Below are 21,789 nucleotides of genomic sequence, written 5' to 3' on the forward strand. Positions count from 1 at the left end.
CGATCGCGATACCGCCGCGTGGGCCCAGCTCAAGAGCGGCGCTGCGGCCCAGTGCATCCTGCGGCCGAATGCCGGCAGAGAACACAATCAAGTCGGTTTCCAGATGCTCACCGCCCTTGAAGTTCATGCGATAGCGATAATTCTGGCCCGCAACAATTTCTTCAGTTGCGCAACCCAGATGCACGCCGACACCCAGCGATTCGATCTGAGCGCGCAATGCAGCGCCGCCGGCGTCATCCAGCTGGACCGGCATCAAGCGCGGCGCGAATTCCACTACATGGGCTTCCAGGCCCAGGGATTTGAGCGCGTTCGCTGCTTCAAGGCCTAGCAGGCCGCCGCCGACCACCACCCCGCGGCGAGCGCCGGCAGCCGCTTCGCGAATGCCGTCCAGATCATCCAGCGTGCGGTAGACCAGGCGCGAATTGCCTTCGGCTCCGGTTATCGGCGGTACAAAGGGATAGGAGCCGGTCGCCAGGATCAGCCGGTCGTAGGGGTGGCGACCGTTGCTGGTGATGACCTCTTTGCGCGAGCGGTCGATATCCACTACCTGAACGCCGAGGTGCAGTTGCACGCCGGGCGTGGCATAGAGGTCTGCGTCGCTGAGAGCGAGTGACTCGGCATCACGCCCGCCGAAATACTCGGAGAGGTGCACACGGTCATAGGCGCGCTGGCGCTCCTCGCCGAATACATGGACGCTGAAGCGGGTGAGGGCGCCACGTTCGATCAGCTGTTCGACACAGTGATGGCCGACCATGCCGTTGCCGATGATGACCAGGGTCTCCTTGCTGGCCGTATGGGTGCTAGAGCTCATAGCCTTTCCTCCGTCTAAGCCGCTGCCGGTGGCAGTGACCCAAAACAAAAAAAGGCGCCTGAAGCTGCTGATCAGCTCCAGGCGCCTTTGCCTGATATTCATGGGTTGTTTACAGTGGGTGATTACCCGGCCACGCTGCCTGGTTCACCCGTCCCGGGGAGGGTCGCCATTGACCGCCGGGATTATCCGGCCGCGTACGCGACCGGGAAGTAATAGGTTTCAACGGAATCAAAGCAAGTTGTGTGCCATCCACCCCGGGTGGTGCTGGGGGCGTCAGCGCGGCAGAGCTGCAGGGCGCGCAAGAGCACCATTTGATGGGCGCTTGAGGGGTGCTACCAGGCAAGCATGCGCCGGCTGTGAGCGTCGACGGCTTCTGGAAATGCCTGATGGCAACGTCTGCTGATCGATCGATCGGGGTGCAAAAAGAGTGCGCATTCCCTGTTTTGGTGCGAATTTTGGTGCGAAAGCCGGCGTTGCGCGCTGGTTGAGCAGAGGTTTCTGGCAGAGGGAATAGGCAGTGTCGACACGCTTGATAACGGCAGAAGGCTACGCGCTCCTGAAGCAGGAGCTGGACTATCTGTGGCGCGAGAAGCGGCCGGATACCACGCGCAAGGTCACCTGGGCGGCCTCGCTCGGCGATCGCAGCGAAAACGCCGACTATCAGTACAACAAGAAACTGCTGCGCGAGATCGACCGGCGCGTGCGCTATCTGCGCAAGCGTATCGAGGACCTCAAGGTGGTGGAGCACAGGGCCGAGCAGGAAGGCCGCGTGTTCTTCGGCGCCTGGGTCGAGGTCGAGAGCGACGAGGGCGATCAGCGGCGCTTTCGCATTGTGGGTTACGACGAGATCTTTGGCCGCAGGGACTATATCTCGATCGACTCGCCGATGGCCCGCGCACTGCTGGGCAAGTCAGTCGGCGACGAAGCCGTAGTGATCACGCCCGAGGGCGAGATGGGCTGGCTGATCAACGCGATCGAATACACCAGCTAGCATCCCTAATGTTCGTCCGTACCGGCCGTCCGCCCCGACACGGCGGTGCTCAGCCGCCGCGGTTGATCAGTCGCATCGGGCTCTCGCGCACCACGGCCCGGGTACCCAGCGCTCCGGCAATGCCGATCAGCAAGGCGCCGGTCAGCGGTACCAGCAGCCAGAGCAGGTAATGCGGAGACCAGTCCAGATTCAAGGCGAAACGGTACAACAACCAGGTGATCAGCTCCGCGGCGACGATGGCCATGATGCCGGCAAGGGCACCCAGCAGCGCGAACTCCAGACGATTGGCCTGGCGCAGCAGCGCCCTGCGCGCCCCGAGCGTGCGCAGCAAGGCACCTTCATAAAGCCTGCTGTCCAGGGTCGACTGCAACGCGGCGAAAAGCACGGTGAATCCGGCCAGGAGCACGAACACCATCACATATTCCACTGCCAGCGTTACCTGGGCGAGAATGTCGCGAATCTGCTTGAGCAGCGCCTCGACTTCCAGCAGGGTCATGGCGGGGAAGGCCCGTGCCAGTTCGCGCAGATCATCCCGTTGCTCGGTCGGCAGGCTGAAACTGGTAAGCAGGGTTGCGGGCATGCTGTCCAGGCTGCCGGGTGAAAAGATGATGTAGAAGTTGGGGGTAAAGTTGTCCCAGTCGACCTCACGGATATTCAGTACCCGGGCCTCCAGTACCTGACCGGAAATCACGAAGCTCAGCACGTCCCCGAGGTCCACCCCCAGACTCTCGGCCAGACCCGATTCAATGGATATCAGCGGGTCGTCCTGGGGCAACGGATCAGGCCACCACTCGCCAGCCAGTAGCTGGTTGTCCGCGGCCATGGTGGCTGACCAGGTCAGGCTCAGATCACGGCTGACAGCCCGCTCACCCTGGCTCTCCTTGGTCACCAGTTCGCGCACGGGCTGGCCGTTGATCTCCGTCAGCCGTCCCGGCGTTACCGGGTATAGCGGGGCGCTCACCGCACCGATCCGGTCCAGGGTGGCAGTAAACTCCGCCTGCTGGTCGGGCATGATATTCAGTGCGAAGTGGTTCGGTGTATCCTCTGGCAGTTGCTGTTGCCAGGTATCGAGCAGTTCGGTACGCAGTATCAGCACCACGACCATAGACATCAGAATCAGACCGAACGCCAGTATCTGTCCGGCGGCGGCAATCGGTTGCTTGAGGAGCTGGCCACTGCCCAACCGCCAGGCCAGACCGGCATTACGCAGGCGGTTGCCGGACAGGCGCAGCAGCGTCCAGGCGACGAGACCGAGCAACAGGGCGGCAAGCGCACCGCCAAACACGACCGCCAGGGTGATGCGCAGGTTGCCGGTGAACTGCCACATCAGCAGGCTCAAGCCGGCAAGGGCCAGACCGTATATCAGCCAGCCGCTGCTCGGTAACGGGGCCAGGTCTCGGCGCAGCACCCGCAAGGGCGCTACCTTGCCCAGACGGATCAGCGGCGGCAGCGCGAAGCCGGCCAGGGCGATCAGCCCGGTCGCACTACCCACCAGCAGCGGCTTGAGGCCGACGCCCGGCATATTTGGCGGCAACAGATCGCGCAGCAACTGCACCAACCCCCATTGCATGACCCAGCCCAGTGCCAGCCCGATCACCGTGGCCAGCAGGCCCAGACACGCCAGTTGAATCAGGAAAATCGACATCACCCGCCTGCGGCTGGCGCCGAGGCAGCGCAGCAATGCGCTGGTGTCGAAGTGCCGGGTGGCGAAGCGACTCGCCGACAGTGCGACAGCTACGCCTGCCAATACCACTGCGGCAATACTTGCCAGCCCCAGAAACTGCGCAGCACGGTCCAGTGCGCTGCCAATCTGCTGGTTGTCATCCGCCACGGTGGTCAACCGCTGGTTGCTCTCCAGTCGCGGGCGCAGCCAACCGGCGTAATCCTGCAGCGCACCCTCCGGGCCGCTGAGGAGCAGGCGGTAGCGCACGCGGCTGCCCGGTTGCACCACCCCGGTTTCCTCAATGTCGGCAAGGTTCATCAATACGCGGGGTGTCAGGCTGTAGAAGTCGCCTGCACGGTCAGGCTCATAGGTCAGCATGGCGGTAATGGTCATACTGGCGAGGCCGACATCCAGTTGATCACCTATCTTGAGGACGAGTTGGGCGGCCAGGCGGGGTTCGATCCACACCTCGCCTGGCATCGGCACGCCCTGGGCAACCCGTTCACTGCCAAACATACGATCGGCGATGCGCATCTGGCCCCTGAGTGGATAGCCGGAGCCCACTGCCTTTATGCTGGACAGCTGCATTTCGACGTCGCTGGTCATCACGCTGTTGAAATCGACAATGTCGACATGCGAGAGACCTTCCTCCTTCGCTCTTGTCAGGTAGTCGTCAGGCAAGGGCGCGCGCGAGGACACCACCATGTCAGCACCGAGAAACTCGGCGGCGCGGTTGACCATGCCGCGCTGCAGTCGGTCGGTAAAGAAACTGATGGCCGTGCTGACCAGGACCGCGATGATCAGTGCCATGAACAGCACGCGCAATTCTCCTGCGCGCCATTCGCGGGCGAGCAGGCGGCTCGCCAGCGACCAGGTGCCGGTTTTCATCGGACCGGCTCCAGCAGACGCCCGGCTTCCAGTTGCAGGGCACTCTGGCAGCGTCCGGCGAGGCGTTGGTCGTGGGTGACCATAACCAGAGTGGTGTGCTGTTCGCGATTAAGCTCGAACAGCAGGTCGGTGATGTGTTGACCGGTGACTGCGTCCAGGTTGCCGGTCGGTTCGTCGGCAAACAGGATATCCGGCTCGCTGGCAAAGGCCCGGGCAATTGCGACCCGTTGCTGTTCGCCCCCCGAGAGCTGCCGCGGGTAGTGAGTGAGTCGCGCGGCAAGTCCGACCCGTTCGAGCAGATCAGCAGCGCGCTGGCGTGCGTCGCTGCGGCCATGCAGTTCCAGCGGCAGCATGACATTTTCCAGAGCACTGAGACTGTCGAGCAGCTGGAACGACTGGAACACGAATCCGACGTGGTCTGCGCGCAGTTCAGCGCGCTGGTCCTCGTCCAGGTCGTTGAGTATCTTTCCGGCCAGCTGCACCTCGCCACTGCTCGGCAGGTCCAGGCCCGCAAGCAGACTCAGCAGGGTCGACTTGCCCGACCCGGATGCGCCGACAATGGCCACGCTACTGGCCCGCTCGATCTGCAGGCTGACGTCATCGAGGATGGTCAATGTTGCTTCCGGGCTGCGGACGACTTTGCTAAGGTGGCGGGCAACGATCACGCTGTCTGACATGGAATCTGCCTTTTGATGAGGGTCTTGAAAAAGTATCTGGCAATCGCGCTTCTGAGCGTCCTGGCATGGCCAGCAAGCGCAGAGGGGATATTGATTGTCGGAGATAGTATCAGCGCCGCTTTGGGTCTGGAAATCAGCGAAGGCTGGGTGCGGTTGCTGGAGGAGCGTCTGGAGGCCAAAGGCGAGTCGGTTCCGGTGGTCAATGCCTCGGTCAGCGGTGACACCACCGCCGGAGGGGTGGCTCGCCTGCCACGCCTGCTGGAGCGTCATCAGCCGGACCTGGTGGTAATAGAATTGGGCGGTAATGACGGGCTGCGCGGAATGCGGCCGGCTAATATGCAACAGAATCTTTCGCAGATGGTCGAAAGGGCACAGGAGGCCGGAGCAGACGTGCTGCTGTTGGGCATGCAATTGCCGCCCAATTACGGCCCCCGTTTCACCGAGGCCTTTGCGCAGGTATTCATCGATGTGAGCGAGGAGCATCAGGTGCCGCTGGTGCCATTCCTGCTCGCAGGTATTGCCGGTGAGGCGGACCGGAGCCTGATGCAAGCTGACGGTATACATCCCGCGGCGAAGTCGCAGCCTCTGATACTCGACAATGCGTGGCCGGCGATTGATGCCTGGCTGGATGCCCGTGAGTCACGCTGACCGGTCCGGTTTTACTGCAGGAGAACGGCTGTGAGAGCAAACTGGATGGCCAGGCGCTGGTGTGTGGTCGAGCATGACGATCAGCATGACCTGTTTGTCGGCAAACCGTGGCACACTCATCTGGTAGACATAAATCTGCGCCTGGATGTACCGGTAGAGCGCACCCTTTGTGGTGACCTGCTGCCGGCACGACCGGTATTCACCGAGCTGCTGGGCTCCATCCTGCCGCAGTTGTGTCCGGAATGTGTATCCCACGCGCAGTCGCAACGTATCGCCGCAACCGCGCCTCGACAACGGGCGAGTGCCGGGCGCTCCGCTAGCCTGGCTGCAGGCGAAACAGCTGATGGATGCCGCCAGATAGATCTGGGCGTTGTTCAAGGGGACTGATATGCATAGTGCCAAACACCTGTCCGGCCGCACCTGCGGTCGTGGCCTGATTGTCTTGCTGGCATTCCTGGCCTGGCCTCTGGCTGCGTTCGAGTACCCCCTTCAGGGCGAAGGTCAGGAGCTGGTTGGCGAGGTCTATACAGTGACCGCCAGCTACGAGGATACCTTCGCGCAGTTGGGCGGCGAACACGGCTTCGGCTATCTGGAGATGATCGCCGCCAACCCGACTCTGGATCCCTGGTTGCCTGGTGAAGGTGAAGAGATACGGATGCCGGGTCTGCATGTGCTGCCTGATGCGCCGCGCAGTGGAATCGTCATCAATCTGCCGGAATACCGGCTTTACTACTATCCCCCGGAGGGCGGCAAGGTACTCACCTACCCGGTGGGTATCGGTCGTCAGGGCTGGTCTTCGCCGATCGGGGAAACCCGGGTGCTGCGCAAGGAGGCCAACCCCTCCTGGTACCCACCACAGTCTATCCGCGAGGAGCACGCCGCAAAGGGGGACATCCTGCCAGCGGTAGTGCCGCCGGGTCCAGATAACCCGATGGGGCCGTTCAAGATGAATCTGGCCATGAGCGGTTACGTGATCCATGGCACCAACAGGAAGTTCGGCATCGGTATGCGGGTCAGTCACGGTTGTTTCCGCATGCGCAACGAGGACATCACCAGTCTGTTTCCGCAAATCCCGGTCAATACGCCAGTGCGTATAGTCAATCAGCCGTTCAAGCTTGGACGGGACGCCAATGGCGACCTCTATCTGGAGGCGCATACCCCGCTAGACGAGCACGGCATGCCTTCAACACTCGATCGCCAGGCAGCTGTTCAGCAGTTGCTGGAGCAGCACAGTGATGTAGCAGCTAATGTGCATCTTGACTGGCAGGCGATACGCGATGCGGTATTCGCGGAGGAGGGAATTCCGGTTCTGATTGGCAGGTCCAGCGATCAGTTGCCGCCGGGAGAAGAGCCCGTCAGGGTATTCTGGTGAAGTCAACCAGTCTGGTTGAACCAGCCTGGCCGAACACCCCGGCTGGTTCAGCCGCAATGGTTCGGCCAGATCGGTACGAGCCAGCAACTGGGTCTTACTTGCGGCTGGCGCGCTCCAGCATGCGACGGGCGCGCTCGTTGGCTTCCTCCGCCTTGCGGTCAGCACGCTGTGCGGCTGCCATGGCTTCTTCTGCCATGCGATAGGCTTCGTCGGCACGCGCCTGGGCGCGGGCAACCGAAGATTCCGTGGCCGACAGGCGCGACTCCATTTGCTGGTGCTGATGTTCGTTGGTAGTACAACCCACCGCCAATAGTGCGGCGAGCGAAATGGCTGATAACTTCAGTGTGTTTTTCATAGATATATCCCCTTGCTGAACGGAACAGATAAACAAAATTTTGCCAACTGGCGAATGTCAGTCTAGCAGCAAGCCTGAAAAACGAAACCCGAGCCCATAACCCATTGGATAGACGCATTATTCAGCGTATGGAAGCGAGCGCCCGATAGTTGTAATGTCGGGCAGCTAAGGTATCTTGTCGCGAACCTATCGATAATAAAAAGGACGCTTTCTATGCTGGGGAATCTGGGACTTCTGGCCGGCCTTGCGCTGCTGATCTTCATGGCCATGCGCGGCATCAACATCTTTATAGCGTCACTGGTCTGCGCACTCGTGGTTGCCATTACCAACGGCTTGCTGATACCCCGTACGCTGCTCGAGTACTATCCCTCCGGCTCCCTGGGTGCATTCAGTTTTGCCGGGCGCTTCTTTTTATTGTTCCTCTGTGGCGCGATTTTCGGCAAGGCCATGGCCACCAGCCAGGCGGCCAAGAGCATCTCCCTGGCGATCACGCGCAGCCTTGGCGTCAAGCACACGTTGCTGGTCGGCATGATTGTCTGCGCGCTGCTGACCTACGGCGGTGTGGTGGTGTTTGTCGTGGTGTTTACCATGTACCCACTGGGTATCACGCTGATGCGTGAAGCCAACCTGCCCAAGCGTCTCTGGGCCGCCGCCACATCAGTGGGCGCGGGTACCTTTACGATGACCGCATTGCCCGGCACGCCATCCATCCATAACGTCATTTCTGCCAGCTCGCTGGGTACCGATCTATTTGCCGGCGGCTGGATCGGTCTGTTCGCGGCACTGATCATGGGCGGTCTGGGCATGTGGTATGTCGAACGTGGCTGGCGACTGGCCCAGGCCAACGGCGAAGGCTTCGTGGAGAACGCCCAGGACCGCCGTATGGAGCAGCTGGCCGGCGATCTGGATAACGTGCCCTCGTGGAAGCTCTCGCTGGTTCCGATGGCCGTTGTGCTCGGCACCATCATGTTGCCGCGGCTGATTATCGCGATGGGTGACTGGTCGCAGAGCGAGAGTACCTTTGCGTCGCTGCTGGTGTTCAGCCAGGCGCAACCGATCATCTGGCCAAGCATGGCACTGATTCTCGGTTCTCTGACCTGTGTGGTGCTCTTTCCCTCCATGCGTCGCAAGACGGTTGAGGTCTTTGGCCAGGGCGCCGAGGACTCCATCATGCCGCTGATCAATACCGCCGCGGTAATCGGTTTTGGTGGCGTAGTGACCCAGACCGCTGGCTTCAGCCAGTTCGCCCAGTGGATTCTGGGTGCGGACCTGCCACCACTGCTGTCTGTTTTTGCGTCCGCCAGTGTAGTATCTGCGATCGTTGGATCTTCTTCCGGCGGTCTGCAGATATTCATGCAGACCCTGGCACCGCAATACCTGGAGATGGGCATCGAGCCGGAAATCCTTCACCGTATCGCTGCGATAGCCTCGGGTGGCCTGGACTCGTTGCCACACTGCGGTGCGGTGATCGCCACCTTCATGATCATGGGCCTGACCCACAGGGAAGCCTACAAGGATATGTTCATGGTCACGGTGGCAATACCAGTGATAGCCTGTCTGGCATCCATAGCCTTGCTCATGGCCCTCGGGGTGGGAGTAAATCCACCCGCATAAAACGAATTGGCCCCGGGTGGTGAATTTTCTCCACGCCCGGGGGTCAATAGGGTTTGCAGGTGTTTCTGCTGCCGGAGAGAAAAAGAAATGAACCGTGAAATTAACATCCAGCATGACCAGAACGACAAGCAGTTCTACGTGACGATCGATGGCAGTCGTGCCTACCTGGCGTATATGGATCTGGGCAAGAAAACGCTGGATATCTACCGCACCTTCGTCCCCAATGCCCTGCGTGGCAATGGCCTGGCAGCCAGGCTCACCGAGCACGCCCTGCAGTATGCCAGCGAGCGCGGCTACCAGGTCATTCCTTCCTGCTCCTACGTTGAACGCTACATGCAGCGTCAGGAAAAGCTCCGCGCCCGCCAGCCCTGAGCCGTCCGGCAATTCCCGAACGGAGAAGTACCCCGAAAGAGGCAGCAAGCCTTCCCCCAATGCCCCGCAAACAAGTGAGCGGTAGTTGCTACGCTGTATCCTCAGTCGATACAGGGTGCCGCCAGCATGAATATTCAATCCTACCCAGATCTGATCCGCGCCGCCGATATGCAGCCAGAACCGCAGCGGCTGCTCTTCGTGTTCGCAGCAGCCGAGCTGCCTGACGGCGCCACCGCCGAACAGATCAGTCAGTTCGAGCAGGGCGAGGGCGGTGCGTTGACCCCGGTGCTGTGTGTCGACAAGTTGCCCGCCGAGGTGGCTGATTTCCATGTGCTGGTGGCTGAATCAGAACAGACCGGGCTGCATTGGGATATCGCCTTCGTTTCCGCCATGAGCGGCCGCGGAGGAATGCAGCCCAACAGCGACGAAGCGGAGCAGCCGCTGAAAATGATGATGGAGCAGATCCAGGCTGGCATGGTGGCGCAGTTTCTGGCGCTGAGTCGTGATGGTCAGATTATCCAGTTGTATTGAGGGGCCCGGCCATGACCAGAACGAGTCGAATTGGCATTCTTACGGTAAGTGACCGCGCCAGCGCTGGCGTTTACCAGGACCTCTCGGGCAAGGCGATTATCGATACCCTGACCGAGTACCTGACCAGCGAGTGGCAGCCGGTTTACCGGCTGGTTCCAGATGAAGCGCGGGAGATCGAGCGCATGCTCGAATATCTGGTGGATGACGAGGAGTGTTGTCTGGTGATCACGACCGGCGGCACAGGCCCGGCTATAAGGGACGTCACACCCGAAGCGACCGAAGCGGTCTGCGACCGCATGATGCCCGGGTTCGGCGAGTTGATGCGCAGCGAATCCCTGAAATATGTGCCCACGGCGATACTGTCGCGGCAAACCGCAGGCTTGCGCGGCACCAGTCTGATCATCAATCTGCCGGGCAAGCCCCGGGCCATTCGCCAGTGCCTGGATGCGGTTTTTCCGGCGATTCCCTATTGCATTGATCTCATGGAGGGGCCGTACCTCAAGTGCAACCCGGGGGTGATCAAGGCGTTCCGCCCAGGCGGGTGAGTCAGTCGGAGGTGGGCGTCCGCATTGACGATCGGGAAGTAGGCTCGCGCTTGGCCAGCCGCGCACAGTGTCGCGGCTGGATTATTGTCGTTTGAGCGTTCTGACAATCCGGCCCTAGGCGAGGCCGGGGCAAATCAGTCTGTTTTGCGCTCACGGCCAGGCAGAACGTCCTTGAGCTTGGCATGCATGCTGCGAACGCTCTCTACCGTGGTGTCCCAGTCGATGCAGGCATCGGTGACGGAAACGCCGTATTGCAGGTCCTTGAGATCCTTGGGGATCGACTGGTTGCCCCAGCCAATGTGGCTCTCGACCATCAGCCCGATGATGGAAGTGTTGCCTTCAATGATCTGGTTGGCCACGTTGTCCATTACCAGGGGCTGCAGGCCCGGATCCTTGTTGGAATTGGCGTGGCTGCAATCGACCATGATATTGGGGTTAATGCCAGCCTTCTCCAGTTCCTTCTCGCACAGCGAGACGCTGACCGAGTCGTAATTGGGTTTGCCGTTGCCGCCGCGCAGTACCACATGCCCATACTGGTTACCCTTTGTGGTAACGATCGACACCTGGCCATCCTGGTTGATGCCCAGGAAACGGTGCGGGCTGGAAACCGATTGCAGTGCATTGATCGCCACGGTAAGGCTGCCGTCGGTACCGTTCTTGAAACCCACTGCCGAAGACAGACCGGATGACATTTCGCGGTGCGTCTGGGACTCGGTGGTGCGCGCGCCAATGGCCGACCAGGAAATAAGGTCCTGCAGGTACTGGGGCGATATCGGATCAAGCGCCTCAGTCGCGGTCGGCAGGCCCATCGCAGTGAGATCGCTGAGCAGCTGACGACCGATGTGCAGGCCGTCTTCTATTTTGAACGAATCGTCCAGGTAGGGATCGTTGATCAGACCTTTCCAGCCAACAGTGGTGCGCGGCTTCTCGAAATAAACGCGCATGATCAGATATAGCGTGTCGCCCACTTCCTCCGCCAGCTGCTTGAGACGGCCGGCGTAATCCTTGGCCGCTTCCAGGTCATGGATCGAGCAGGGTCCGATGACGATGAAAATGCGGTGGTCCTTGCCGTCGAGAATGTCGCGGATCACCTGCCGGCTGTGTGTGACGGTCGCTTCGGAGGCGGCTGTCATCGGGATCTTTGCCTTCAGCTGGGCAGGGGTAATCAGTACCTCGTTGGAGGCTACGTTCAGGTCATCAATAGGTAAGTCGGCCATATCTTTTCCAGCGGTCATATAGGCGGCCAATCGGGCTGCCTTTATCAATAGCTCGACAGCTTAATCAAGGAAAGCGAAACAGGCTACCCCATGGGAGTATATTGCCGCGATTAAGCGGATCAATCGCCGACCATTGCCATGTTCGGCATCGCTTTGTCGCGTTGCTGACTGTCTTCCGCTACGTCACGCCATTACCATGGTGGGCTTGAATCCAATAAGAGAGGTCGCCATGCAAAGCGCAAAACCACGCATTGGGGTTATCGGGACGGGAGCCATAGGTGGCTTCTACGGTTTGATGCTGGCCAGGGCCGGCCATGACGTCCATTTTCTGCTGCGCAGCGAGTATGACGCGGTAAAAGAGCGCGGTATTACCGTGGACAGCATGGTTCATGGCAGCATGACGCTCCATCCTGTGCAGGCCTATCAGAATGTAGCAGACATGCCGCCCTGCGACTGGCTGTTGGTGGGCACCAAGGCTACCGGTAACGCAGACCTGGCGCCGATTATCGCGGCCGCAGCAGCTGAGGGCGCAAAGGTCATCCTGTTCCAGAACGGCCTGAACAACGAGGAGCATTTACGTCCGCTGCTGCCAGAGCATATCCACCTGATTGGCGGGCTTTGCTATGTGTGTCTGTTCCGCGAGGGCCCCGGCCTGGTCAAGCATCAGGCCAATGGCTTGATCGATCTTGGTTATCACTCCGGGTCGGCCAGCAAAGAAGAGGCGGCGGCAATCATTGCCGCGGCAGCGCAGATGTTCCGTGACGCGGGCATTGAAGCGCGCGAGATGGCCAATATCGACGCCGCACGCTGGCAGAAACTGGTGTGGAATGCCTCTTTCAATGGTGTTTCCGTTTTGCTGGATGCCGGTACCGAATCACTGCTGAAGAACCCCGCCAGCCGCCAACTGATTGGCGACCTGATGGAGGAAGTGGTAGGTGCAGCGAAGGCCTGTGGCCACAACATGCCCGAGGACTATGCTGCCAAACTGCTGAAGGCTACGCGGCACATGCCCGACTATTACCCCAGCATGTATCACGACTGGCTGCACAAGCGCCCGATGGAGCTCGACAGTCTCTACGGCGAAGCTCTGCGTCTGGGCTCCGAGGCCGGCTACAGCATGCCCAGAACCGCAGCCTTGTTGAACATGCTGCAGTTCGTGCAGGATAGCTACACGCAAAACCAATAGGGGCAGGACATGCCGGTCAAACTGGGTGAAAAGCTGGTGATCGCAATATCCTCACGGGCACTCTTCGATCTCGATGACAGTCATCAGGTCTTCGAGCGGGAGGGCCTGGAGGCGTACCGGCAATACCAGATCGACCGCGAAGATATACCGCTGGAGCGGGGCGAGGCCTTTGTGCTGGTGCAGAAACTGCTGCATATCAACACACTCCTTGCGGGCGACAGTCGTGTGGAGGTGGTGCTGCTCTCGCGTAACAGCGCGGATACCGGCCTGCGGATCTTCAACTCCATCCAGCATTACGGACTGAGCATTACCCGCGCCGCCTTCGCTGGCGGCCGGAGTCCCTTCGCCTATATACCGGCTTTCGGCAGTCAGCTGTTTCTATCCACGCATGCCGAAGACGTTCGCAGCACGCTGGAAGCGGGTTTTGCAGCGGCCACGATCCTGCCGTCCAAGCATCGCCGCGAGGAACGGGACGAGCTGCGTATCGCCTTTGACGGGGATGCGGTGTTGTTCTCCGATGAGTCGGAACAGATCTTCCAGCGCGACGGCCTCGAGGCGTTCCAGGCTAGCGAGCAGGCCGCTGCGCGCCAGGCACTGGGAGGAGGACCGTTCAAGGGGTTTCTTGCGGCTCTCAGCCGTATCCAGCGTGAATTCGCCAACAGTGACTGCCCCATTCGTACTGCCCTGTTTACCGCTCGGAGCGCTCCGGCGCACGAGCGGGTGATCCGCACCCTGCGCGAATGGGATGTTCGCCTGGACGAGTCGCTCTTTCTCGGTGGTCTGGACAAGTCCGAATTTCTGCGCGCCTTTGGCGCCGACCTGTTTTTCGACGACCAGGAGGGGCACTGCCTGAGCGCTGTCGGGGTGGTACCGACCGGCCATGTGCCCCATGGTGTCAGTAACCGCGTGCCCAAAGCGGGGGTATAGCCCCGGCTGTCATTTTTTTGCAAACCGCTGCGCTTTTTTCATATTGAATGGTCTAACCTGACGCGATAACAGGCTACTATGGTTATATGGCGCAGGGTTCAACGGGCTGGGGTGTCCGGCGCGGAAAAGATCACCGTGCCGGTCGCGGGCGGATATGACAGGGGAATGCACCGATGAAGCTGCAGCAACTTCGCTACATATGGGAAGTGGCACATCACGATTTGAACGTATCCGCGACGGCGCAAAGCCTCTATACCTCGCAGCCGGGTATCAGCAAACAGATCAGGCTCCTGGAAGACGAGCTCGGCGTGGAGGTATTCTCACGCAGTGGCAAGCATCTCACGCGCATTACTCCGGCAGGTGAGCGGATCATCCAGACCGCCGGCGAGATCCTGCGCAAGGTGGACAGCATCAAGCAGATCGCCCAGGAGTTCAGTGACGATCGCAAGGGCAACCTGACGATAGCCACCACCCACACGCAGGCGCGTTACGCGTTGCCGCCGATTATCAGCCGTTTTATCCAGCGCTACCCGGACGTGTCCCTGCACATGCACCAGGGCACGCCAATACAGATCTGCGAAATGACCGTGAACGGCACCGCCGATTTCGCCATTGCCACCGAGGCGCTGGAGCTGTTCTCCGACATGGTGATGATGCCGTGTTATCGGTGGAACCGCTGTGTGATCGTGCCCAAGGGGCATCCGCTGACCAGAGTAGGGCCGCTGACGCTGGAGGCGCTGGCCGAGTACCCGTTGGTGACCTACGTGTTCGGCTTTACCGGCAGGTCCAAGCTCGACGAAGCTTTCAGTAACCGCGGACTGAGCCCGAAAGTAGTATTCACCGCAGCCGATGCTGACGTACTAAAGACCTACGTCCGGCTCGGGCTGGGGGTGGGTATTGTGGCGAAGATGGCGGTGGATCCGCAGGTTGATGACGATCTAGTGATGCTTGATGCGGGTCACCTGTTCGAAGCCAGCGTGACCAAGATCGGCTTTCGCCGCGGTACTTTTCTGCGCGGTTTCATGTACGCCTTTGTCGAAGCCTTCGCCCCGCATCTGACCCGCGAGCGGGTCGACCAGGCGTTGCTGTGTCACAGCAAGCCCGAGCTCGACGAGCTGTTTGCGGACGTGGAGTTGCCGGAGCATTGAAAGGGAGCTTCCAGCTCGGGCTTACCCTTTCGCTATCAGATTCCCGCCGTGCAAGCCGCATTCCTTCTGCGTGGCTTCCTCCCACCACCAGCGGCCTTCGCGCTCATGCTGGTTGGGCAGTACCGGCCGGGTGCAGGGTTCGCAGCCAATGCTGACAAAACCGCGTTCATGCAAGCTGTTGTAGGGTATCTCCAGCATGCGGATGTAATTCCATACATCCTCGCTGGTGTAATTGGCCAGCGGATTGAACTTGATCAGTGAGCGCTCGGGTGTACTGAAGCCACCGTCCACTTCCACTACCGGTACGTTGGTGCGCGTCGGGCTCTGGTCCTTGCGCTGGCCGGTGATCCAGGCCTCGACGCCGGACAGCTTGCGGCGCAGCGGCGCAATCTTGCGGATGCCGCAGCACTCGCCATGGCCGCTTTCGTAGAAGTCGAACAGCCCCTTTTCCTTTACATAGGCTTCCAGAGCCTGGTGATCGGGTGAGAGCACTTCGATCTGAATACCGTAATGCTTGCGTACCTGCTCGAGAAAGCGATAGGTCTCCGGATGCAGGCGACCGGTATCCAGCGTGAAAACGCGGACGTCGGGATTAATCTTCCAGGCCATGTCCAATACGACAATATCGTCTGCGCCGCTGAATGACAGCCAGAGGTCGTCAAAATTGTCGTATGCCAGCTGGAGTATCTGCTGGGGTGATTTGCCGGCGTATTCCGCGGCCAGTTTTTCTACATCGAAAGGTGTTTGGGGCATCAGGCTCTCCGGGGCTGGGCGCCTGTCGTGGCAGGCGGCCGTTATGGCGGGAAGTCTAGCAAAGCAGCTTTAGTCCATCCTCTTTTATTTAGTTATAGTTTAATGCCATTAAGCTATCAAAACCGGGTGGAGCGGGTCGCTGCCATTGCACAGGACAGGGACAAAAGGTAGATTGTTGCGCCAACTTGACTGCCCCTTTTCTTCTTGCCGACACGGAGTGACCTGTGGAAATCGCCTGCCTAGACCTCGAAGGTGTTCTGGTTCCGGAAATCTGGATTGCCTTTGCCGAAAAAACCGGTATCGCCGAATTGCGCGCGACCACACGGGACATCCCGGACTACGATGTATTGATGAAGCAGCGTTTGCGGATTCTCGATGAGCATGGTCTCAAGCTGGGTGATATCCAGGAAGTGATAGGCACGCTGAAGCCGCTGGATGGGGCCCCTGAATTCGTCAACTGGCTGCGCGAACGTTTCCAGGTGGTGATTCTCTCGGACACCTTCTACGAGTTTTCCCAGCCACTGATGCGTCAGTTGGGCTTCCCAACCTTACTCTGCCATCGCCTGATTACCGATCAGAACGATCGCGTGGTGGACTACCAGCTGCGCCAGAAGGACCCCAAGCGCCAGTCGGTGCTGGCGTTCAAGAGCCTCTACTACCGGGTAATCGCCGCTGGTGATTCCTACAACGACACCACCATGCTCTCCGAAGCGCACGCCGGCATTCTTTTTCACGCGCCGGATAATGTTATTGCCGAATTTCCGCAGTTTCCTGCCGTGCATACTTTTGAAGAACTGAAGAAAGAATTCATCAAGGCGTCGAATCGACCGCTGGGTCTTTGATTGGTCGGTTTTGTCTGGTTCTGTGCGAAAGTCAAAATGGATTCCCGCCTTCGCGGGAATGACGGGTTATAGCTGCGGGAATGATTGGGTTATAGCTGCGGGAATGACGGGGTAATAGCGGCGGGAATGACGGGTTTTAGCTGCAGGGATGACGGGTGGTTAGAGCGCACAGGTTCTGCTTTTGACCATGGACAGCAAACTACGTATCCCACCGTTGCCGGTTAAGCGCCCAGCCAGGCGGGGTGCGGGGTGGCGAAAGTGTCTGAAACAGGGACGTTTCTGACAAGCCTCCATGGATGGATTCACGGCGTCTTTCGCAGCCTCGGCTGGCTGGGAGCTCGTATGCTTCGAACTATGCCTTACGATGTTGAGCGTTTGGGTGCGAGCCATGCTTAACAGTCCGGGCTAGTGTGCACCGGCACGACAGGATCCCTTCTATTCCAACGTCTCCATCAGCACCCTGACCTTGGTCAGGGTTTCCTGGTACTCGGCCTCGCCCTCCGAGTCAGCGACGATTCCCCCGCCACCCCAGCAATACAGCCGGTCATCCTGATGGACCAGGCTGCGGATGGCGATGTTCAGATCCATCTGACCCTCGCACCCGATGTAGCCGATGCTGCCGCAATACAGGCTGCGTCTGACCGGTTCCAGTTCCTCGATGATCTGCATCGCGCGGATCTTGGGTGCGCCAGTGATTGAGCCGCCAGGAAATGACGCCGCAAGCAGGTCCAGTGCATCACGCCTCTGGTCCAGCGTGCCGGTCACGCTACTGACCAGATGGTGCACGTTCGGATAGCTTTCCAGCTTGAACAGCTCGGGTACGCTGACGCTCCCCAGGGCGCACGTGCGGCTAAGATCGTTGCGCAGCAGATCGACAATCATCAGATTCTCCGCCCGGTCCTTCACGCACTCCTGCAATTGCTGCGCGAGTACGGCGTCTTCTTCTGCTGTGCGGCCGCGGGCGCGGGTGCCCTTGATGGGCCGGGTTTCCACTGCGCCGTCGGTGACGCTGAGGAAGCGCTCCGGAGAGAGGCACAGCAGGCTGTGCTCCTTGTGCTCGATGTAGGCAGCAAAAGGTACCGGGCATGCGGTACGCAGGCGCCTGTAGGCCTGTAGCGGGTCGCCACGACAGCTGGCGCGAAAACGCTGCGCCAGATTGATCTGATAGCAGTCGCCGGCATGGATGTAATCTTTTATGCGCCTGAACGAACGCTGATAGTCGTCACTGGCTTGCTCTGGCTGAAACGGTGCCTCAAGGCGGAAAGCACCGGGTTCGGCCGGACTGCCGTTCAGCAATTCCAGTATCTGCTCACGTTCTGCCGGAAGAATGGCTGGATGGCAAACCAGCCAGCAGCGCCGCTCAGAGTGATCGCTGACCACGCTCCAGGCATAAATACCCATCTGCAGCGCGGGCAGCCGAATGTCGGCGACGGCCAGGTTCGGCAGCGACTCGAGCAGACGGCCGAAGTCATAACTGACATAGCCCAGCGCCCCGGCACCAAAAGGTAGCTGTTCGCCGTCTGGCCACGTTGCAGGGGGAAGAGTATTCAGCGCTACACGCAAGCGGGCGAGGGTGGCTTCGCCCGTCTCGTTTGCCAGCGGCGACACCGTAGTGCGCGGGCCGGCGGAAAGAATACTGTAACGGGCAAAGCGTTGGATGCCGGCTGCCGAATCCAGCAAGACCGGCTGGCCCAGCGCTCGTAACGTGGCCAGCCGCGGCACCGGATCGGCCTGATACGGCAGTTCGGTCAGCTGATAACAGCCGGTGTCCGGAGCGGTCATGCCGAGGCGCCAGACTCCTTGTCGGTTTTTGGCGCGATCGATGCCGGTGGACCGAAATGCCGCTGTGCATAGGCTACGCGTTCAGCAACAGTTTCCGTGCGACCGGTTTTCTTTAGCGCTGCCAGGTGGCGTTCCACCATATGGCAGCGGTATGTCAGGCCGGCATCGTTGGCGATTTGAATGTTCAGTCCCGGACGCGCATTGAGCTCGAGAATCAGCGGTCCCTTTTCCTCATCCAGTACCAGGTCGACACCGATATAGCCCAGCCCCGATAGCTCGTAGCAGGACGCGGCGAGATTCATGAAGCCGTCCCAGTCGGGCAGCTGAACGCCGTCGACCGGATTGGTGGTGTCCGGATGCTTGCTGATCTTGTTGTTCAGCCAGGTACCCTTGAGGGTCAGGCCGGTTGCCAGGTCAACGCCTACGCCGATCGCGCCCTGGTGCAGGTTGGCCTTGCCGCCTGACTGCCGTGTGGGCAGACGTAGCATGCCCATGACCGGGTAGCCCATCAACAGGATGATGCGGATATCAGGGACGCCCTCATAGCTGATGCCCTTGAACAGCGGGTCCGGCGTCACGCGGTATTCGATCAGCACGCGGTCGCGATGGCCCCCGAGCGAATACAGGCCGGACAGGATGCTGGAAATGTGGTGTCCGATGTCATCGCGGCTGATGATCTTGCCGGAAACCGACTTGAACATTCCCTCGAACCGATCGGCAATCACGATAATGCCATCGCCACCGGCCCCCTGGGCCGGCTTGATGACGAAGTCGCGATGATCCTTGATGATCTCGTCGAAGCGGTCGATGTCCTTCTCGGTCTCGATGACACCATACATCTTGGGTACGTTGATGCCGACTGCGACCGCGCGCTCCTTGGTCAGGATCTTGTCGTCGACCACCGGATACAGATGGCGCTTGTTGTACTTGAGCACGTAGTCGGCGTTGCGACGGTTGATGCCCATGACGCCATTCGCCTTGAGCGTTTTCCAGGTATTCCAGAAGAACATGGTTTTTCCTCAGCCCTGTTTGGTCAGCGCCTTGAAGCGCATCAGTTCGGTCAAGCGGTAACCGCGGTAGCGGCCCATGGCGAGCATGAACGCGACCAGAATCAGCAGCGTGGCCGGGAAGGTGAAGAAGAAGTACGCCAGCTCTGGAATCGTCATCAGCAGGTGCGCGAGCGTTGCCGCGACCAGGGTTCCCAGGGCGACCTTGAAGGAATGTCCGCCGCCACGCTCTTCCCAATTGATCGAGAGACGCTCGATGGTCATCGTCAGAATCACCATCGGGAACAGCGACACGGACAGTGCGCGCTCGATTCCCAGCTTGTGGCTGAACAGGCTGATGATCGCGATGATGATCACCACGAAGGTCAATACAATCGACAGGCGAGGCAGCATCTGCAGTTTGAGGTGCTCAAGATAGGAACGCAGGGACAGACCCAACGCGGTAATAAGGGTAAACAGCACGATGCCCCAGCCAACCTGGGTCTCACGGAATGCCAGCGAGATCAGTACGGGGGTGAACGTACCCAGTGTCTGGATGCCGATGATATTGCGCAGCAGCAGGATGACCAGCACGCCGATCGGAATCATGATCATGACCCGATACACCTGCTGGGCATGCAGCGGCAGGCCATAGAGGGAATATTCGAGCAGTTGCGAAGAACCATTATCGGCAGTCATCTCGGCCAGACGCAACGCGTTCATTTCGCTATTGGTAACCGTCAGGGTCAGTTGTCCCCGGCGGCCGCCGTCGATATCGAACAGCGGTTCGCTTCCGGTCCACCAGACCAGGCGGTTTTCGGGTATGCCCTGCTGCCCGGTTTCCGGGTGGAAATAGAGCCAGCGCTCGCCGTTATGGCTGCGCAGCCAGAGCTCAGGCTCCTGGTTGGTCAGATTTTCCAGGCGGATGGTGTGCACCAGCTCCAGCGGAATGCGCGCCTGGGCGAGCAGTACGTCAATGACCCGCGCTTTGGCTATCGGCGAGGTATCGCCGCCCAACAGCAGCTTGACGTTGTCATCAGTGATGTCGTTGACGCGGCTGATGGCTTCGCTGATGAACGTCTCGATATCTGCAGAGTGCTGGCGGATCGGGCTGATCAAAGCGTTGACCGCGACCTGTTCGGCGCCCTCGAGGGCTATCGGGTCTCGCAGGGGCGGCATTACTGCCGCCGGTGGTTCACTGCTGTAGCGCTGGGTGAGCACCAGGCGGTAATACAGGGCCTGGGTGCCGGTAGCCCGGCGCGCAGACCAGGTTACCCTGCGGTTGCCGTTCTGCTGGTTGATGCTCACCCCATAGTTATTGGAAATGAAGCTTTCATTTAGGCTGACATAGTCCTGGGCGAGCGGCGGTATGAACATCTGCGCCTTGACCGGTACCCCTTGTGCCGCCTCGAATTCGAGCTTCGCATCGAGACTCCAGATGTCGTCTGTCTCATCCTCTGTCAGCGGGATTTCCATGACATAGATCTGATAGCCGGTAATGGCGACACCCAGACAGAGCAGGATGGCGATCAGGATTTTCAGATGCGTATTGATCGATTGCATAGTGTTCTCAGCGGCAGAATTGGGGCGTGGCGCGTTTTTTATTGGGCAGGGCGCGGCCGACGAATGGCATCTTAGCATGACCAGCCGCTGGCTCGTAGTAGGCACAGTGTCATGTCCGAGACAGAGCCGGAGCGCCCTTGGAGCAATATGTTCCAGCGATTCCTGGATGGATTGTTGACAATAACGTGTTGTGGAGCGCAGAATTTGCCTAATATTGTGTTTCTGGCAAACTATTGTCTACAAGGTTGCTGTGATGGTGGAGATTAATATCGAGTCACCCGCATTGACGCTGTCCGATGGCGCCTTTCAGCGCATCCAGACTGCTATCGTCAAGGGTGAGATTCCCCCCGGGACGCGGATCAGCGAGCAGTATCTCTCCACAACTTTTGGCATTGGCCGCGGGCCGCTGCGCGAGGCGATACGCCGTCTGGAGGGCCGCCGCCTGGTGGTCAGAATCCCCCATGCCGGGGTGCGCGTGGTCTCTCTCAGCTATGAAGAGCTGCTCGAGCTTTATCATGTGCGTGAAGCCCTAGAGGGCATGGCATGCCGTCTGGCAGCCGAGCACATGAGTGAAAACGAGATCGCGACGCTGCGCGAGGTGCTGGCAACCCATGAAAAGCACAGCGGGCTTCAGGCCAACGAGTCCTACTATCAGCAGGAAGGGGATCTGGACCTGCACTATGTGATTATTCGCGGGAGCAAGAACAAAGCTCTCAGCGATATGCTGCTGGGTGATCTCTATCATCTGGTACGCATGTACCGTTACCGCTACTCCTCAACGCCGAAACGTCCCCAGCAGGCGTTCGCCGAACACCACCGAATCATCGAAGCCATCGCCGATCGCGATGGCGAACTCGCGGAAATGCTGATGCGCCGTCATATCAGCGCCTCACGCCGCAATATCGAGCGCCGCATGCA

General features: G+C 59.9%; 22 protein-coding genes. 13 read left to right on the forward strand and 9 right to left on the reverse strand.

Going from position 1 to position 21,789, the window contains the following annotated elements; genetic code table 11:
* The coding region (locus ABYA88_RS10230) for an FAD-dependent oxidoreductase (protein WP_373187104.1) at nucleotides 1-811 on the reverse strand (811 nt) is incomplete at its 3' end.
* 517 nt (nucleotides 812-1,328) lie between these two features.
* Between ABYA88_RS10230 and greB the strand changes: the two genes are divergently transcribed.
* Entirely contained in the window at nucleotides 1,329-1,802 is a 474-nt protein-coding gene (gene greB / locus ABYA88_RS10235) for a transcription elongation factor GreB (protein ID WP_373187106.1), read from the forward strand.
* 49 nt (nucleotides 1,803-1,851) lie between these two features.
* Here greB and ABYA88_RS10240 read toward each other — a convergent pair whose 3' ends face one another.
* A complete protein-coding gene (locus ABYA88_RS10240) occupies nucleotides 1,852-4,353 on the reverse strand; it encodes an ABC transporter permease (RefSeq protein ID WP_373187107.1) in 2,502 nt (833 codons plus the stop codon).
* On the reverse strand, nucleotides 4,350-5,030 hold the full coding sequence (locus ABYA88_RS10245; protein WP_373187109.1) for an ABC transporter ATP-binding protein: 681 nt from the start codon (nucleotides 5,028-5,030) through the stop codon (nucleotides 4,350-4,352). Before ABYA88_RS10245 ends, ABYA88_RS10240 begins: the two co-directional genes overlap by 4 nt.
* A 15-nt stretch (nucleotides 5,031-5,045) precedes the next feature.
* On the opposite strand from ABYA88_RS10245, the gene ABYA88_RS10250 reads away from it, so the two are divergent.
* From ABYA88_RS10250 to ABYA88_RS10260, 3 genes are read left to right on the forward strand one after another with little or no spacing between them, the layout of a single operon-like run.
* Nucleotides 5,046-5,678 carry an arylesterase gene (locus ABYA88_RS10250; RefSeq protein ID WP_373187111.1) on the forward strand — a complete coding sequence of 211 codons (633 nt, stop codon included), beginning with the start codon at nucleotides 5,046-5,048 and terminating at the stop codon, nucleotides 5,676-5,678.
* Between the two features lie 30 nt (nucleotides 5,679-5,708).
* On the forward strand, nucleotides 5,709-6,065 hold the full coding sequence (locus tag ABYA88_RS10255) for a hypothetical protein (RefSeq protein ID WP_373187113.1): 357 nt from the start codon (nucleotides 5,709-5,711) through the stop codon (nucleotides 6,063-6,065).
* Nucleotide 6,066: 1 nt separating this feature from the next.
* Nucleotides 6,067-7,050 carry a L,D-transpeptidase family protein gene (locus ABYA88_RS10260; RefSeq protein WP_373187115.1) on the forward strand — a complete coding sequence of 328 codons (984 nt, stop codon included), beginning with the start codon at nucleotides 6,067-6,069 and terminating at the stop codon, nucleotides 7,048-7,050.
* 94 nt (nucleotides 7,051-7,144) lie between these two features.
* On the opposite strand, the gene ABYA88_RS10265 is transcribed toward ABYA88_RS10260, so the two are convergent.
* Nucleotides 7,145-7,405 carry an Lpp/OprI family alanine-zipper lipoprotein gene (locus tag ABYA88_RS10265; protein ID WP_373187117.1) on the reverse strand — a complete coding sequence of 87 codons (261 nt, stop codon included), beginning with the start codon at nucleotides 7,403-7,405 and terminating at the stop codon, nucleotides 7,145-7,147.
* 213 nt (nucleotides 7,406-7,618) lie between these two features.
* Between ABYA88_RS10265 and ABYA88_RS10270 the strand changes: the two genes are divergently transcribed.
* The 4 genes from ABYA88_RS10270 (at nucleotide 7,619) to mog (ending at nucleotide 10,467) form a co-directional block, all read left to right on the forward strand.
* Nucleotides 7,619-9,019, forward strand: a complete 1,401-nt coding sequence (locus ABYA88_RS10270) for a GntP family permease (RefSeq protein WP_373187119.1) — start codon at nucleotides 7,619-7,621, stop codon at nucleotides 9,017-9,019.
* Nucleotides 9,020-9,106: 87 nt separating this feature from the next.
* Nucleotides 9,107-9,391 carry a GNAT family N-acetyltransferase gene (locus ABYA88_RS10275; protein ID WP_373187121.1) on the forward strand — a complete coding sequence of 95 codons (285 nt, stop codon included), beginning with the start codon at nucleotides 9,107-9,109 and terminating at the stop codon, nucleotides 9,389-9,391.
* 126 nt (nucleotides 9,392-9,517) lie between these two features.
* Nucleotides 9,518-9,922 carry a ribonucleotide reductase subunit alpha gene (locus tag ABYA88_RS10280; RefSeq protein ID WP_373187123.1) on the forward strand — a complete coding sequence of 135 codons (405 nt, stop codon included), beginning with the start codon at nucleotides 9,518-9,520 and terminating at the stop codon, nucleotides 9,920-9,922.
* Between the two features lie 11 nt (nucleotides 9,923-9,933).
* Nucleotides 9,934-10,467 (forward strand): molybdopterin adenylyltransferase, encoded by a 534-nt coding sequence (gene mog / locus ABYA88_RS10285; RefSeq protein ID WP_373187125.1) that lies wholly within the window; start codon nucleotides 9,934-9,936, stop codon nucleotides 10,465-10,467.
* A gap of 134 nt (nucleotides 10,468-10,601) precedes the next feature.
* Here mog and ABYA88_RS10290 read toward each other — a convergent pair whose 3' ends face one another.
* The gene (locus ABYA88_RS10290) at nucleotides 10,602-11,684 is read right to left on the reverse strand and encodes a 3-deoxy-7-phosphoheptulonate synthase (protein ID WP_373187127.1); all 1,083 of its coding nucleotides are present in this window, start codon (nucleotides 11,682-11,684) and stop codon (nucleotides 10,602-10,604) included.
* A gap of 229 nt (nucleotides 11,685-11,913) precedes the next feature.
* On the opposite strand from ABYA88_RS10290, the gene ABYA88_RS10295 reads away from it, so the two are divergent.
* From ABYA88_RS10295 to cysB, 3 genes are all read left to right on the forward strand, one after another.
* On the forward strand, nucleotides 11,914-12,870 hold the full coding sequence (locus ABYA88_RS10295) for a putative 2-dehydropantoate 2-reductase (protein ID WP_373187129.1): 957 nt from the start codon (nucleotides 11,914-11,916) through the stop codon (nucleotides 12,868-12,870).
* Between the two features lie 9 nt (nucleotides 12,871-12,879).
* On the forward strand, nucleotides 12,880-13,797 hold the full coding sequence (locus ABYA88_RS10300) for a 5'-nucleotidase (protein ID WP_373187131.1): 918 nt from the start codon (nucleotides 12,880-12,882) through the stop codon (nucleotides 13,795-13,797).
* Nucleotides 13,798-13,970: 173 nt separating this feature from the next.
* The gene (gene cysB / locus ABYA88_RS10305; protein ID WP_373187133.1) at nucleotides 13,971-14,945 is read left to right on the forward strand and encodes an HTH-type transcriptional regulator CysB; all 975 of its coding nucleotides are present in this window, start codon (nucleotides 13,971-13,973) and stop codon (nucleotides 14,943-14,945) included.
* A gap of 21 nt (nucleotides 14,946-14,966) precedes the next feature.
* On the opposite strand, the gene ABYA88_RS10310 is transcribed toward cysB, so the two are convergent.
* Nucleotides 14,967-15,698 carry a phosphoadenylyl-sulfate reductase gene (locus ABYA88_RS10310; RefSeq protein WP_373187135.1) on the reverse strand — a complete coding sequence of 244 codons (732 nt, stop codon included), beginning with the start codon at nucleotides 15,696-15,698 and terminating at the stop codon, nucleotides 14,967-14,969.
* A gap of 224 nt (nucleotides 15,699-15,922) precedes the next feature.
* On the opposite strand from ABYA88_RS10310, the gene thrH reads away from it, so the two are divergent.
* The gene (gene thrH, locus ABYA88_RS10315; protein WP_373187137.1) at nucleotides 15,923-16,540 is read left to right on the forward strand and encodes a bifunctional phosphoserine phosphatase/homoserine phosphotransferase ThrH; all 618 of its coding nucleotides are present in this window, start codon (nucleotides 15,923-15,925) and stop codon (nucleotides 16,538-16,540) included.
* Nucleotides 16,541-16,975: 435 nt separating this feature from the next.
* On the opposite strand, the gene pabB is transcribed toward thrH, so the two are convergent.
* The 3 genes from pabB to ABYA88_RS10330 are packed head-to-tail and all read right to left on the reverse strand — an operon-like array spanning nucleotide 16,976 to nucleotide 20,871.
* Nucleotides 16,976-18,322 (reverse strand): aminodeoxychorismate synthase component I, encoded by a 1,347-nt coding sequence (pabB, locus tag ABYA88_RS10320; RefSeq protein WP_373187139.1) that lies wholly within the window; start codon nucleotides 18,320-18,322, stop codon nucleotides 16,976-16,978.
* A complete protein-coding gene (locus ABYA88_RS10325; RefSeq protein ID WP_373187141.1) occupies nucleotides 18,319-19,332 on the reverse strand; it encodes an alpha-L-glutamate ligase-like protein in 1,014 nt (337 codons plus the stop codon). Before ABYA88_RS10325 ends, pabB begins: the two co-directional genes overlap by 4 nt.
* 9 nt (nucleotides 19,333-19,341) lie before the next feature.
* On the reverse strand, nucleotides 19,342-20,871 hold the full coding sequence (locus ABYA88_RS10330; RefSeq protein WP_373187143.1) for an inactive transglutaminase family protein: 1,530 nt from the start codon (nucleotides 20,869-20,871) through the stop codon (nucleotides 19,342-19,344).
* Between the two features lie 253 nt (nucleotides 20,872-21,124).
* Between ABYA88_RS10330 and ABYA88_RS10335 the strand changes: the two genes are divergently transcribed.
* On the forward strand, nucleotides 21,125-21,789 hold a 665-nt coding region (locus tag ABYA88_RS10335; protein WP_373187145.1), incomplete at its 3' end, for a GntR family transcriptional regulator.

Origin of the sequence: Halopseudomonas sp. (genome assembly GCF_041579695.1) — a bacterium.
Lineage (GTDB): Bacteria > Pseudomonadota > Gammaproteobacteria > Pseudomonadales > Pseudomonadaceae > Halopseudomonas.